Source organism: Streptomyces sp. NPDC048278, from assembly GCF_040652195.1.
GTDB lineage: Bacteria > Actinomycetota > Actinomycetes > Streptomycetales > Streptomycetaceae > Streptomyces.
Window position 1 is genome coordinate 72,853 of the sequence record NZ_JBEZLP010000013.1, and the last position, 13,650, is coordinate 86,502.

At 68.7% G+C, this 13,650-nt stretch carries 7 protein-coding genes and 3 pseudogenes; 6 read left to right on the forward strand and 4 right to left on the reverse strand.

Annotated elements, in window-relative coordinates:
* Positions 1-23 precede the first annotated feature (23 nt).
* A complete protein-coding gene (locus AB0D74_RS23225) occupies positions 24-1,229 on the forward strand; it encodes a sialidase family protein (RefSeq protein ID WP_362590056.1) in 1,206 nt (401 codons plus the stop codon).
* A 2-nt stretch (positions 1,230-1,231) separates the two neighbouring features.
* On the opposite strand, the pseudogene AB0D74_RS23230 reads toward AB0D74_RS23225, so the two are convergent.
* Together AB0D74_RS23230 and AB0D74_RS23235 are read right to left on the reverse strand one after the other, a co-directional pair.
* Positions 1,232-1,498 (reverse strand): annotated as a pseudogene (locus AB0D74_RS23230) (NAD(P)-binding domain-containing protein); the annotation flags it as partial.
* An 89-nt stretch (positions 1,499-1,587) separates the two neighbouring features.
* Positions 1,588-2,322 (reverse strand): SDR family oxidoreductase, encoded by a 735-nt coding sequence (locus tag AB0D74_RS23235; protein WP_362590059.1) that lies wholly within the window; start codon positions 2,320-2,322, stop codon positions 1,588-1,590.
* Positions 2,323-2,487: 165 nt separating this feature from the next.
* Between AB0D74_RS23235 and AB0D74_RS23240 the strand changes: the two genes are divergently transcribed.
* From AB0D74_RS23240 to AB0D74_RS23250, 3 genes and pseudogenes are all read left to right on the forward strand, one after another.
* Positions 2,488-3,087: a helix-turn-helix domain-containing protein gene (locus AB0D74_RS23240; RefSeq protein WP_362590062.1), complete on the forward strand. Its 600-nt coding sequence runs from the start codon at positions 2,488-2,490 to the stop codon at positions 3,085-3,087.
* Positions 3,088-3,271: 184 nt separating this feature from the next.
* A pseudogene (locus tag AB0D74_RS23245) lies at positions 3,272-3,661 on the forward strand (RNA helicase); the annotation flags it as partial.
* Between the two features lie 205 nt (positions 3,662-3,866).
* Complete coding sequence (locus tag AB0D74_RS23250) at positions 3,867-4,109, forward strand: DUF5302 domain-containing protein (RefSeq protein ID WP_362590065.1); 243 nt, start codon at positions 3,867-3,869, stop codon at positions 4,107-4,109.
* Positions 4,110-4,461: 352 nt separating this feature from the next.
* Here the strand turns inward: AB0D74_RS23250 and AB0D74_RS23255 are convergent, their stop codons facing one another.
* Complete coding sequence (locus AB0D74_RS23255; RefSeq protein ID WP_362590068.1) at positions 4,462-6,147, reverse strand: ribonuclease J; 1,686 nt, start codon at positions 6,145-6,147, stop codon at positions 4,462-4,464.
* Between the two features lie 188 nt (positions 6,148-6,335).
* Between AB0D74_RS23255 and AB0D74_RS23260 the strand changes: the two genes are divergently transcribed.
* The gene (locus tag AB0D74_RS23260) at positions 6,336-6,824 is read left to right on the forward strand and encodes a GNAT family N-acetyltransferase (protein WP_362590071.1); all 489 of its coding nucleotides are present in this window, start codon (positions 6,336-6,338) and stop codon (positions 6,822-6,824) included.
* Positions 6,825-7,088: 264 nt separating this feature from the next.
* Positions 7,089-7,190, forward strand: a pseudogene (locus AB0D74_RS23265) (3-oxoadipate enol-lactone hydrolase); the annotation flags it as partial.
* Between the two features lie 306 nt (positions 7,191-7,496).
* On the opposite strand, the gene AB0D74_RS23270 reads toward AB0D74_RS23265, so the two are convergent.
* Positions 7,497-13,406: a LamG-like jellyroll fold domain-containing protein gene (locus AB0D74_RS23270; RefSeq protein WP_362590074.1), complete on the reverse strand. Its 5,910-nt coding sequence runs from the start codon at positions 13,404-13,406 to the stop codon at positions 7,497-7,499.
* Positions 13,407-13,650 lie beyond the last annotated feature (244 nt).

The window sequence follows — 13,650 nt, forward strand, 5'->3', positions numbered from 1 at the left end:
GTGTGTCCGTGCTCGGTGCTGTCGTGATCGGTCTCGCTGTGCTCGTGGTCGCCGTCAGGTCCTGGGGGGATCGGGCGGACAGCGCGGATGCCGATCCGGGCCGGGGCTGTGTCTCCTCCGTTCCGTACACCGCGGGTGCGGGCGGCTACGTCAGTTACCGCATACCCGCCGTCGTCCGCACGAGCGGCGGGACCCTGCTCGCCTTCGCCGAAGGCCGGGTCGGGGGCAGGGCGGACCACGGTGACATCGACGTCGTGCTCAGGCGGTCGTGGGACGGCGGCTGCACGTGGGGCCGGCTGCAAGTCGTCGCGAAGGGCGACGGGAACACCCGGGGCAACCCGTCCCCGGTCGTCGATCCCCGGACGGGGAACATCGTGCTGGTCACCTCGTACCACAGCGGCGACGTCACCGAGGCGCAGATTCTGCGCGGTGAGGCCACGGGCGAGCAGGGCCGACGGGTCTTCGTGCAGACGAGCGCGGACGACGGACGCTCCTTCTCCGCCCCGCGGGAGATCACGTCGGCGGTGAAGAAGCCGGACTGGCGCTGGTACGCCACGGGGCCCGGCCACGCCGTCGCGCTGACGCGGGGCGACCACGCGGGGCGCCTGGTCGTCCCGGCGAACCACTCCTCCGCGCCGCCTCCGGGGTCCCCGGACACCGGCCAGGAGCCCAAGTACTACGGGGCGCACGCGATCTACAGCGACGACGGCGGGAAGTCCTGGCACCTCGGCTTCGTCGACGACTCCTACGAGGGCGTGTACAACGCCAACGAGTCGACGGCGGCCCAACTGCCGGACGGGCGACTGTATTTCAACGCCAGGAACCAGAAGGGCACGAGCTCGGGAAACCGCCTGGACACCTACTCCAGCGACGGGGGCACGACCCTGGACCGAGGCTATGCGGAGCAGCGTTCGCTGGACGACGTGCCCTTGGTGGAGGGGAGCCTGCTGCAACTGGCCGGGGAGAACGGGAACCTGCTGTTCTCGGGACCCTCCGTACCGACCGACCGCGCGGCGATGGCGTTGTGGAGCAGTACCGACGACGGGCGGTCCTTCCATCATGCGCTGACCTTGTCCACGCGGAAGGCCGGGTACTCGGACCTCGTCCAGACCGACGACGACAGTGTCGGCATCCTGTACGAAACGGGTGTCCGGACGGCGTACGAATCGATCGAGTTCCGACGGGTTCCCCTGACGGAGCTGTCGGCCGGCGGCGCGACTCAGCCGTGAAATTCGGTGACGGCCTTGCCCGCGAGGGCGTCCCCGTACTCGGCGACGACCGGAACGACACTGTCGTACAGCACGGCCACGACGACGATGTCCCCGGCCGGGACGGCACCCCACTCTCCCGTCGTGGCGCTGCCGCCGAGACCGTCGGCCAGGTCAGCGGCCTTGGACCGGTCACGGCCCATGACCTCGACGGTGTTGCCGCCCGCCACCGCCAACGCACCGATGGTGCGAGCCATGTTCCCGGTGCCGATGATGCTGATGCTGCTCACGAGATGCCCCATCCTGACTGACGCTCGAAAAGACTGACTGCCCCGCTCAAGCAGGGTTCGCTGACAAGTACCGGACTGCTCACGGCACTTCAGACGGCTGTGGTGCCGCCGTCGGCGACCAGCTCCATCCCGTTCACATAGCTCGAGTCGTCCGAGGCGAGGAACAGCGCGACCGTCGCGATCTCCTCGGGGCTGCCCATCTCTCCCCGGGGGATCAGGGATTCGAAGGCCCGCATCGTCTCCGTGTCGAACAGTTCCTGCTGCTTCGCCGTGGCGACCTGCCCCGGGGTCAGCACGTTCACCCGGATCCGCCGGTCCTTCAACTCGGCCAGCCACACGCGGGCCCAGGCCTGCTGCACGGCCTTGCTCCCCGCGTACACGCTCCAGTCCGGATAGCCCTTCCGCGAAGCGTTCGACCCGGTCATGAAGATCGAGCCGCCGTCGTTGAGCAGCGGCAGCGCCTTCTGCACCGTGAACAGCGTGCCGCGCGCGTTCAGCCCGAAGGCGGCATCGAAGTGCTCCTCGGTGATCTCCCCGAGCCTGCCCTGCTCGCCCGTCCCGGCACTGGCCCACAACACGTCGATCGCGCCCTTCTCCCGCCTGACCGTGTCGTACAGGCGGTCCAGATCGTCCAGGTCGGCCGCATCGCCCTGCACACCGGTCACGTTCCGGCCGATCAGCTTGACGGCGTCGTCCAGCGCTTCCTGCCGCCGGCCCGTGATGAAGACATACGCCCCTTCGTCGACGAACAGCTTGGCGCCGGCTAGCGCCAAGCCGGTCGTCGCGCCCGTGATCACCGCAACTTTTCCGTCGAGCTTCCCCATGATCACTCCGTTGAATCGACTGAACCGCCTGCATCGCCTGCATCGACAGGCATCCGAACAGCCCGGGAGCTATGTACACCGAGCTGTGTACGTAACGTAGCGCGCACCCGATCGGGGTGCAAGCTATGTACACCGGTCGTTACCCTGCTGGGCTATGCTGGAGGCATGACGGAGTTGGAGAAGGGCCCGCAGGGCCGGCGCCGCGGCAGGGGCGCGCGCGAGCGCATCCTCGGCGCGTCGGAGCAGCTGTTCCGTGAGCAGGGCATCAACCGCACCGGCATGGACCAGCTCTGCGCGGCGGCCCAGGTGTCGAAGCGCACGGCCTACCAGCACTTCGCCGGCAAGGACGAACTCGTCGCCGAATACCTGCGCCGATTCGATCCCGACGTCATGCCCGTGGTGTTCGACCGCACCGACCTCACGCCCCGGGAGCGACTCCTCGCCGCCTTCGAGGTGCCCGCGTCCGGGCCGGAGGACATCACGCCCATGTGCCCCTACATCGCGGCGGCCGTCGAACTCCACGACCCCGAGCACCCGGCAAGCCGATACGCACGCGACTACAAGCAGGCCATCGCCACGCGACTCGCCGAAACCGCCCGCGAAGCCGGCGCCACCGACCCCGAACAGCTCGGCGAGCAACTCGCCCTGCTCCTCGACGGCGCCGCGGCCCGCACCCGAGTCCTCAACACCGAATTCTTCCCCACAGCCGCCGCCATCGCCGCCGTCCTCATCGACAACGCCATCCCCGCGCCGGCCCAGCGATGACCTCCGAGGCGTAACAGCGACTGCCACCGCGAGGTGGACGGGCCTCGGCCACCGTGTCCGAGGCGGGAGCCGAGCGCCCGGTCCGGTGCAGGGAGGTGCCAGGGTGGCACGGACGGCTGCCTCTCCCAGACGGCAGCGTTCCAAGGAGATGAGCATGCGGTACTGGTCGCCTACCGCCCCTGCCGACCCGCGCACGGACGCCAAGGACTACGTGTACGGGGCGGGCCGCACCGCCCGTGGCGGTGAGTCCGGCAGCGTGGTCATGCTCGGGCCGGCGGGCCGGCGCCGCGAGACGAGCCGCGTGCTGGCCGGGGCCGACACCGGGCCGACCGTCATCAAGGTGCGCTCGGGCGAGGCGGAGCTTGGCCGGATCACCGGTGCCAAGGCTCCCTCCGGGATCCCGCTCGACGGCGGGTCCGCCGGCCCCCGGCCCAAGAACACCAACGGTCCCCTCCGCGGCCTCGGCACCAGCAAGGACACCTCCCGCGGCACCGGCGGCAAGTCCCGGAAGGCCGGCGGGGCCCGCAGCCTCGCCGGGGCCCGCAACGCCGCCCTCGTGCGTCGCAACGGGTGACAGCCGTTGCCCTGGCAGCCTGGCCACGGGATCGGCAACTCTCGGCCCGGTCCGAAGCCGTTCTGTGCGCCTCACCCACGAAGTCAACGCCTTTGGCCGTGAGAGGGATACCAGCCGAAACGGAGCAGGATGACGTTGCCGGCGCCTCGCACTGCGCCCAGCATGACAAGCTGTGCTTGCTCACCCCCGAACCCAGGAGGTCACCATGACCGCAGAGCCCGCATCTACGGAAGGTTCGGAGCCGGCTGCCCCCGAGACGTCCCCTCTGGAGCCGGACAGCGACGGCAACTACGATCTCAAGCGCAAGTTCCGCGAAGCCCTGGCGCGCAAGCGCGGTGCGCAGGCGGACGCCGCTGATACTGCCGCCAATTCCGATGCGTCGAAGGTGCGTTCGGCGCACGGCCCGGCCGCGAGCCAGCGGTCGTTCAGGCGCAAGAGCGGCGGCTGAGTCGATGAGCCCGGCGATCTGACCGCTTCACCGGCGTGGCCGGCGGACTCGCCCGGGGAAATGGCCCAGATGCGCACCAGGCGTGCCCCTGTACCGCTGGGTCGCGTTCCTGGCAGCGGTCGCCTTCGCGCCCGGCCGAGACGCGCAGGTGCCGACCTGCCCCGAGTGGACGCTGTCCGGGTGCACCATCTGGGCGGGGTGAACCGCCCCTCGCGGACCTGTCGGTCGCCCACGGCGAGGCGATCCGCCTCGCCGCGTCCGGCGGCTTCGCCACCGACCGGTCCGGGCGTGCCCGACCTCGATGCCGGCGGGGCCGCGGCCGGAACCGGGGATCGTGCTGCCGGGCTGGGGCTCAGGCGTCGATGATGACGGGGATGATGAGGGGCTTGCGGCGGTGGGTGCGGAACGCCCAGTTCGCCACGGCGCGGGCGACGAGTTGTTCGAGTTGGTGCGCGTCCCCGACGCCTTCCTCGGCCGCGGTGGCCAGGGTCTTCTCGATGACGGGAATGACCGGCTCGAAGGTGGCGTCGTCGTGGACGAAGCCGCGGGCCAGGAAGTCGGGGGCCTCGGCGAGGGCGCCGGTGTCCGCGTCGACGATCGCCACCACCGTGACCACGCCTTCGGCGGCGAGGGCGAGGCGGTCCTTGAGGGACGCCTCGGTGGCGCCGCCGACTTCCATGCCGTCCACGTAGACGTTGCCGGCGGGGACCTTGCCGGTGATGGATGCGCGCCCGTCCACCAGGTCGACGACGACGCCGTCCTCGGCGATGACGACCCGTTCGGGGTCGACGCCGGTACGGATGGCGAGGTCGGCGTTGGCCCGCAGGTGGCGCCATTCGCCGTGCACGGGCATGACGTTGCGGGGCTTGACGATGTTGTAGCAGTAGACGAGTTCGCCGGCGCTGGCGTGCCCGGAGACGTGCACCTTGGCGTTGCCCTTGTGGACCACGTGGGCACCCCACCGGGTGAGTCCGTTGATCACCCGGTAGATGGCGTTCTCGTTGCCGGGGATGAGGGAGCTGGCGAGCAGGACGGTGTCGCCCTCGCCGATGCGGATCTGGTGGTCGCGGTTGGCCATCCGCGACAGCGCGGCCATGGGCTCGCCCTGGGAGCCGGTGCACACCAGAGTGATCCTGTGGTCCGGGAGCTTCTCCAGCTCCTTCGTGCTCACGACCAGACCGGAGGGGACCTTCAGATAGCCCAGGTCACGGGCGATGCCCATGTTGCGGACCATCGACCGGCCGACGAAGGCGACCTTGCGGCCGTGCTGGTGGGCGGCGTCCAGGACCTGCTGGATGCGGTGCACGTGGCTGGCGAAGCTGGAGACGATGACCCGGCGCGGCGCGGTGCGCATCACCTGCTCGATCGCCGGGTTCAGCTCACGCTCGGACGTGGTGAAGCCGGGTACTTCGGCGTTGGTGGAGTCGGTGAGGAACAGGTCCACGCCCTCCTCGCCGAGGCGGGCGAAGGCGCGCAGATCGGTGATGCGGTCGTCGAGAGGGAACTGGTCCATCTTGAAGTCGCCGGTGTGCAGCACCATCCCGGCCCGGGTGCGGATCGCGACCGCGAGGCTGTCGGGGATGGAGTGGTTGACCGCCACGAACTCGCAGTCGAAGGGGCCGAAGCCACGCCGGTCGCCCTCCTGCACCCGCACCGTGCGCGGCCGGATTCCGTGCTCCTTGAGCTTGGCCTCCAGGAACGCCAGCGTCAGCTTGGAGCCGACGACGGGAATGTCGGACCGCTCGCGCAGCAGGTACGGCACGCCGCCGATGTGGTCCTCGTGGCCGTGGGTCAGGACCACGGCAACGATGTCGTCCAGCCGGTCCCGGATCGAGGTGAAGTCCGGCAGGATCACGTCCACGCCGGGCTGGGTCTCCTCGGGGAACAGCACGCCGCAGTCGACGACGAGCAGCTTGCCGGCGTGCTCGAAGACGGTCATGTTGCGGCCGATCTCACCCAGGCCGCCCAGGGCGATGACCCGCAGCCCTCCTTCGGGAAGGGGAGGGGCGGCTGTCAGGTCGGGGTGCGGATGACTCATACCCTGACGGTACCCGGAGAGCGGGACAGGGTGATCCATTGCCTGTGTGATCCAACGAGCGCTCGACATGACCAGCCGCCGAAGACGTACTGGCGCTCAGGTCGGCATCCGTCTCGTCTGCCCCGGCCCCGGGACAAGAGGGCAGACCCGCCGCACGAAGGCATTCCCCGATGCGAAATACTCTCCTGATGGGTTCACGTACTTCTCCGGTCAGCCAGCCGATCACGATACGGAGGGCCGTCGCGCGGGATGCCAAACGGCTCACGCGGCTCGTGCGTGGCTCAGGCGCCTACGAGGGTAAGTACGCAGCCGCAGTCGCGGACTACCGGGTCGGTCCTGATTACATCGAGGCACACCGCGCCTTCGTGGCCGTCGGCGCCGACGAGCACGGAGGCAGGGTCCTCGGGTTCTACTCGCTCGTCCTCGTTCCACCCGAGCTCGACCTGCTGTTCGTCGCCGACGAAGCGCAAGGACGGGGGATTGGACGGCTGCTCGTCACGCACATGCAGTCCGAGGCGCGTGCCGCAGGGCTCGACCGTGTCAAGGTCGTGTCGCACGTTCCTGCCGAGGACTTCTACCACCGTGTCGGTGCGGTGCGGACGGGGACCGCGTTCGCGAACCCGCCCGTCGTGCCGTGGGACCGTCCCGAATTCGAGTTTCGCATTCCTTCGAAATGACGCGGTGTGCCGGTTCGCGGGGCACCGGCTACGCCTGCGTGGCGGCCGGCATGCAGGAGCCGCTGGACGTCGGGCGCTCCGTGTGTGCCGTCGCCTCTGCCCTGGGGTGGCGATCGCCCGCGCCAGGAGGGCGGGACCCGGCGGACGCGGGGGCGTCCGATGCCTGGAAAGCGATGTCGTCCGAGCGGTCGTTCACCTGATCCGGCCCGTCTCTTCACAGCCCCCGTCATAGGGGCCGTAGGGAGATGTGGGAGCGTGAGTCGGGTGAGTGAGAGTACGTCCTACCCCCTGCAATACCGATTTGACGGGCCGGAAGAAGCCTCGGTGCTGGTTCTGGGCCCGTCGCTGGGTACCACCTGGCACATGTCGTAGAAGCCGTCCAGGGGCGTCTATCCGGTCCCATGCGGGCATGTATGTCCAGTTTCGAGATCCTGTGCCGAGAGGGCGTCCACGGGGTTTGTGACTCGCCGGTGACAGCTGGCAGCGCGACCGAGTCCCGCCGGCTGGTTGGGTCCTGGTCTGGCGCGCCTGCTCGTCCAACACCGCGTCTGCCGGGCGGCTGAGTGGATCCGTCGTCGAATTGCGGATCTAGTGGTCGGTGTTCGGTCGTGGACGTGGGCGGGCCCGCGCCGCTCCTGTCGGAGTCGGCGCGGGCCTTGGGGCGGCGGTAGGTCAGTGCAGTGCGCTGACCTCGGTCGCCGACAGCGTGCGGGGGTAGACGTGGACGTCGGCGACGGAGCCGGGGAAGGCCAGGTACGGCGTGGTGGCGGAGGCGCTGTTGACGCAGCCGCCGATGGTGAGGGGCAGTGAGGAGTCGTACTGGGGGCTGAGGTTGGTGGCGGTCCCGATCAGGGTGCCGTTCTGGTAGAGGGCCATGTTGCCGGTGGTGGAGCTTCCCGGGACCGGTGCCCGGAAGGTGGCGACGAGGTGGGTCCAGGTGCCGGTCGGGCCGCTGTTGGGGTCTCCTTCGGCGGTGGGGAAGTCGGAGTTCTCGTCGTTGGTGGTGGTGGTCTGGAACATCCAGGCGGCGCTGGGTTTGTCGTAGGAGAGGTAGAAGGCTTGGTGCTGGGTGGTGCCCTGGCAGACGGCGGTCGTGCCGAGGGCTGAGTTGATCTTCACCCAGGCTGAGACGGTGTAGTCGCCGAGTGTGTTGACCGCGCTCTGCTTGCTCTTGAGGAAGCCGGTGCTGCCGTCGAAGGCGACGCTGCCGACCATTCCGCTCGGTGCGTCCGTGTTGAAGGTGGCGCTGCCGGTCGGGGTGAGCGGATTCAGGGAGGCGGTGTCGGTGCCGTTGGAGGCCAGTTTCCAGTCGTCCTCGGGCATGCCGTTCTGCCAGCCGCTGGGTACGATCACGCTGCTTGCGTCGGCGTCGCTCGCGGTCATGGCGTAGGGGTAGACCTGGACGTCCGAGACGGAGCCGGGGAAGGCGTTGTACGGGGAGGTCGCGGTGGGGTCGTTGATGCAGCCGCCGATGGTCAGGGGCATGGAGGAGTCGTACTGCGGGGTGAGGTTGGTGGCGGTCCCCATGAGGGTGCCGTTCTGGTAGATCGACATGACGCCGGTGCTGTCGTCGCCGTCCGCGGGTGCGGTGTAGGTGACGAGGAGGTGGGTCCAGGTGCCGATGGCTCCGGTGTTCGCGTCTCCTTCGGCGGTGGGGAAGTCGGAGTTGTCGTCGTTGGTGGTCGTGGTCTGGAACATCCAGCCCTGGTTGCCGCGGTCGTAGCCGATGTAGAACGCCTGGTGTTGGCTGGTTCCCTCGCAGATGGCGGTGGCGGGGCCGGCGGCCGAGTCGAGTTTCACCCAGGCGGAGACGGTGTAGTCGGCGAGGGTGTTGACCGCGGTGTGGTCGCTTTCCAGGAATCCGGTGCTGCCGTCGAAGGAGGTAGCGGCGGCGGGGGCGTTGATCGCGTCGGGTCCGGCTGCGTTTGAGATCGCGCCGCCGACCGCGGTGAACGGGTTGTCGCCGCGTTGGTCGGTTCCGTCGGCGGCGAGTTCCCATTCGTTGTCGGGGGTGTCGCTGCCGGTGGCGACGGGGACGATCAGGTTCGGCGCGATGGCGATTGTGTCAGGGTTGTTCGTGTCGCTGAGGTAGCGGGCGGCGAGGTCGGTGTAGTAGGTGTCGGAGGGGCTTCCGTTTGAGAGGTCGGCGGTCTTGACGGTGGACGACGTCGATGTGCCATCCGCGGAGACCGCCGCCGCGAAGTCGATGACCTGGCCCGGGAAGTCGTCGGACAGTTTCGTGTTTACCTGCTTGCGTGCGGTTTCCTGTGTCGCTGTACCCGGGTGGGCAGCGGTGAACGGTGGGATGGTGGCGACATAGACGATGATGTTGGAGTTCTCCAACAGCGGCTGGCCGTTGACGGAGAACTGCCCGTCGTCGGTGTAATACGAGCTCAGCTCGCTGTTGAGCGCGCTCAGCCCGTTCTCGACGTTCTTGGCGCAGGTGTTGGCATCGCTTGTGCAGTTGAGCAGGTCGGTGGCGCCCGTCGAGACGAGGACGGTTCGCACGTTGCCCTGAGCCAGGACGTTCCGGTCCAGGGGGTTGAGGGCGTTGACCGGGGAGTCGCTGTACGTGCCCTGCGGCAGCAGGTTGTCGCTCAGGCTGCTGCCGTTGGTACCCGCATTGAGGACGCCGTAGTCGATAGAGCCATCTCCGTTGGGGTCGTTGACGAGGGCACTGGTGACGGCATCGCTCAGGTGGTGCTGGCCGTCGCCGCTGCCGGTGTCGGCGTTGACGCTCTGGTCGCCGTAGAGGACCAGCGAGCCGGTGGGGGTATCAGCCGGTGTGGTGACGTCGATGCCTGCCAGGTACGGCACTCCGGTGTAGGTGGTCTGTGCGTACTTGTCGGGCGTGGTGTCGCGGGTGCGGTTGGCCGCATCGCTGACCCACACGGGCGACTGTGCCACGGCGTGGCCGGGCATGGCGGACACCGAGCCGTGCACCTGAACGCTGACCAGCACGGTCGCCTGCTGCGTCACGGCCAGCGTCACCGGGTCACTGGTGACATCGCCGCCTGCGGGGATGGTGACGGAGGTGGAGGCGGGGCCGCCGAAGGACAGCGGTACTGGCGCAGCGGCCGCTGTGGCGCCGCCGGTCGTGCCGTCCTGCAGAGCGACGGAGGCCGCGTCGAACGTGACCGGTGCGGTGCCCATGGCGTTGGACAGGTGGATGCGGACGCCGTTGCCACTGTCGGTGCCGATGCTGACGTGGGCCGGGATACGCAGCGTCTGGCCATTGACGGCGGCCGTGGTGCCGCCGGACTGCCGGACCTTGGCGGTGTCCTGGACGGAGGACCAGGTACCGACCCAGTGCTGGGCGCTGGTGCCGTTGCCGGTGGCGGTCAGCGGACGCACCCCCGTCCCGAGGACGTGCAGGGAGGGTTGGCCGGACTGGACGCCGTTGGTGAACAACGGAAGGGAGATGCTGCTGATGGCCGAGCCGGGACAGGCCAGCGGGACGCTGACCGCGTAGACCTTCGGGCCCGAGCTCGGGCTCGTCTGGGTGTTGTCCTTGTGGTTCTCGTGGACCAGAGTCAGCGCGGCCGCGGAGGCGGAGCCGCTGATCCAGTCGGGCACGGTGTCCAGAGTGTAGGACTGGTCGGCCGGATTGCCGTCCAGGTCGAGGCAGTTGTTCTTGGCGTAGGTGATGGTGCCGGTGGCGCCCTTGGCGGCGCCGCCGGTGGCGAAGGCGAGGAAGACCACGGCGTCACCGGTGTTCACCACGCCGCTGCTCGGCACGGTGAGGGTCTGCCCGGAGGCCAGCATGTTGTCGTAGGTGCCGGTGCCGAACTTCGGCAGGGTGATGGTGGCGCCGTCGACGGTGACCGTCTTGCCGCTCTGCCAGCCCGAGGTGTTCGTCACGTCGGCTGAGTTGATGCTGTTGCCGGAGCCGTCAGCGTCGGCCGGACTGGTCGTGGTGGTGAAGGTGCTGGTCGCGGTGTTGTTCAGGCAACTGCTGGTGTCGTTGATCACGCAGGCCAGTGCCGGTCCCAGCCGCAGCACGTCTAGGCCCGCCTGGAAACCGGCCGACTTGGAGTTCTTGCCGGTGAGGGTGAGGGTGAGGGTGTGCACGCCCTGGTTGAGGGTGAACGGTTGTCCGTTGGCGTCCTTGGGCATGCCGAGGTCGATGTAGTGGGTGGTGGTGTAGGAGCTGTAGGCGTCGTAGTCGCTGAGCAGTGTTGTCTGGGTGCTCTTGCCCGCGTCCAGGACCAGTCGGTAGATGCCGTAGTCCTTGGCTTTGGTCAGGTTGGTTCCGAAGCTCCAGGGGCCGTCCTTGGGGATGTCGAAGCTGAAGGTGGCGCTGTCGCCGGAGACTACCTTCGAGGTGGTGCTCTTGTTGGCGAGCCAGGCTTGGTAGCCGTCTGCGAACTCGTAGCCGCTGCCGGCGGCCTGGCTGATCAGCTGGCCGCCCTTGGTGGTGGTGGTCGCCTTGGGTACGGCTGCGGTGGTGCCGTCGGTGTTGGTCGCGGTCCAGCCGGTGATCATTTTGTCGCCGTTGGCGTAGGTCGGGGTGCTGGTGCCGGCGTAGAACTTGTAGGGCAGCTGGACGGACGTCGAGCCGGCCTGGTCCACGGCCTTGGCGTATAGCGTGTGCGGACCTGTGGTCCCTGGGGCGAAGGCGGGGGAGGCGCTGCCGTTGAGGACCGACGTTCCGGTACCGGGACCGTTGTCGGACGTGACGTAGTACGCCTGGCCTGGCGTGATCTTGGTCGTGCTGGTCACGTGGACTACGTTGCTGCTGCTGTAGACCGTGCTGCCGAGTGTGGCGTCCAGAGCGAACAGGTATCCGGTGATATTGTTGGTGTGATTGTTGCTGAGCGTGAAGGTGCCCTTGTCACTGTAGGCGGCGCCGATCTGCCCGGCCGGGAACTGGCTGGAGGTCACGGTGGGCATGGGTGGCGCGGTCGTGTCCACGGTGAAGGTCTGGGTCTTGGTCCAGATGCCTGATCCGGTTCCGGCCCAGTAGCCCGCGGCGTTCTGCGCGGTGGCCTTCCAGGTGTATGTGCCGTCCGGCAGGCTCGGGGTTGTCCAGTCGCTGCCGTTGGTGTTGTACCGGGCGCGTTTCTTGGAGTCGGTGCTGGGGCCGAAGCCTTGGTGGATCAGGGTGCCGGAGGAGTTGTAGATGTTGTACTCGATGCGCACCAGCTCGCTGCCCCCGGCCAGGTCCGGGTCGACCGCGCGCGCCGACAGCGTCGGAGTGTGGGTGGTGGTCATCGTCTTGCCCAGGTTCACCGTGGACGGCTTGACGGCCGGGGTGCCGGTGCCGTTCTTGAGTTTGGGCCGGTAGCTGTAGGTGACCGACATGGTGGCGCCGCCGCCGTAGGCGAGCTGCTTCCACTGGGAGGCGTCGTTCATGTTTGGTGACTGGACCATCAGCGTCATGCTGCTCCAGCTGCCGGCTGCTGCGCTCTGGGCCCGGGAGGTCACGTCGAATTCGAGTGAGGGCGGGCTGACCCAGGAGTTGGACCCGTCGGTGACCGGGCAGGTGCCGGCCTCGTGGCTGACCGGGTTGGTGCCGAGTGCGTCGGTGCGGACTTTGGGCTCGCTGCCCCAGTACAGCTTTGAGGAGCTCCACGCTGCAGGGCGGTCGGTGCCGTAGACGGCGGCGGGGGTGTCGGAGCAGGAGGCGGCGGAGAGCTGCTTCACGTACAGCGAGGCGTGGCTGACCACGGCGCCTTTGATGCCGCTGGTGTTGATCTGGTAGTAGGTGCGGGCCCGCTCGCCGTTGCCGGGATAGGAGTTGTCCCAGCCCTCGCGCGCGTTGGTCGACCCCGAGGTGGACGTCGAGTTGTAGACGTTCCACCCGTTGTCGGAGATCCGGGCCCAGTCCAGCTGGGAGGGTCTGCCGCTCCACTCGGGATCGACGTAGACCGGGTAGGCGGTGGTCTTGGCGGTCAGCAACTCCTGGTCCAGGCCCAGCAGTTGCTGCCCGTGTCGGAGGCTCACCCGGACCTGGGCGCGGTGGCTGCCGACCTTGGCCGCAGCCGTGTGCTCGGCCCGGGCCGAGGACAGTGCCGGACCGCCGGTCTTCTGACCGGCGCTGTCCCACATCAGCGCGGTGTCACTGTGGAACACCGTCTCGCCGGTGCGCTTGTCCGTGGCCAGAGTGCCGCCGCCGCGCGTGGACGTCAGCTTCAGATTGCTTGAGGTGGCGCCGAGCGAGAGGTTCCGCAGCCGTGGATCGGCCGCCGCCTCGCGGGACTTGACCACGAGGATCGAGGAGTACCCGGAGGCGTCTGCGGTCAGCTGCAGGTCGACCTGGGGCAGGACGTTCGGGTAGGTGGCGGTGTCCTTGGAGATCACCGGCTCGGGTAGCCTGCCGGGCCAGGAGAATCCCAGCCGGTCACTGTCGCTGCCCATCGTGACCAGTTCGCGCGAACCGCCACCGGAGAACCTCACGTCGGTGACGGCGGCCTTGGGCGCCCATGTCCCGTCGGCCTGCCGTACCAGCGTGGTGTCGATCGGCACCCACTTACCATGTTGCCGGGCGCGCTCGGGCATCGAGGAGTCGGTGCGGGTGAAGGTGCCGTCCGGATTGGCCACCACCACCGTGCCCGTGTCGGTGAGTTGGTTGACCGTCACCGGCTTCCCGGTTGCCTTGGCCCGGGCGGACGCGGACTCGGTGGCGTTGTGGCGCAGAGTGGCGGACCCCGAACGCTCGCTGTGAGACTTCGGGCTCGGGGCGGATGGCCGGGTGGAGGCGGTGGGCGCTGCGTGGGCCGTCACCGTGGCGGTCAGCGACCCTGCTGCGAGAGCCGCGACCACGGCCACGGCGACTGGTCTCGGCGCAGGGCGTCTGGACACACGTATGGAGCGAATGGTGGAC

Bases quoted from the DNA above. Each gene is read 5' to 3' on its own strand.
- AB0D74_RS23235 (WP_362590059.1), bottom strand. From the start codon at position 2,322: ATGGGGAAGCTCGACGGAAAAGTTGCGGTGATCACGGGCGCGACGACC.
- AB0D74_RS23240 (WP_362590062.1), top strand. From the start codon at position 2,488: ATGACGGAGTTGGAGAAGGGCCCGCAGGGCCGGCGCCGCGGCAGGGGC.
- AB0D74_RS23250 (WP_362590065.1), top strand. From the start codon at position 3,867: ATGACCGCAGAGCCCGCATCTACGGAAGGTTCGGAGCCGGCTGCCCCC.
- AB0D74_RS23255 (WP_362590068.1), bottom strand. From the start codon at position 6,147: ATGAGTCATCCGCACCCCGACCTGACAGCCGCCCCTCCCCTTCCCGAA.
- AB0D74_RS23260 (WP_362590071.1), top strand. From the start codon at position 6,336: ATGGGTTCACGTACTTCTCCGGTCAGCCAGCCGATCACGATACGGAGG.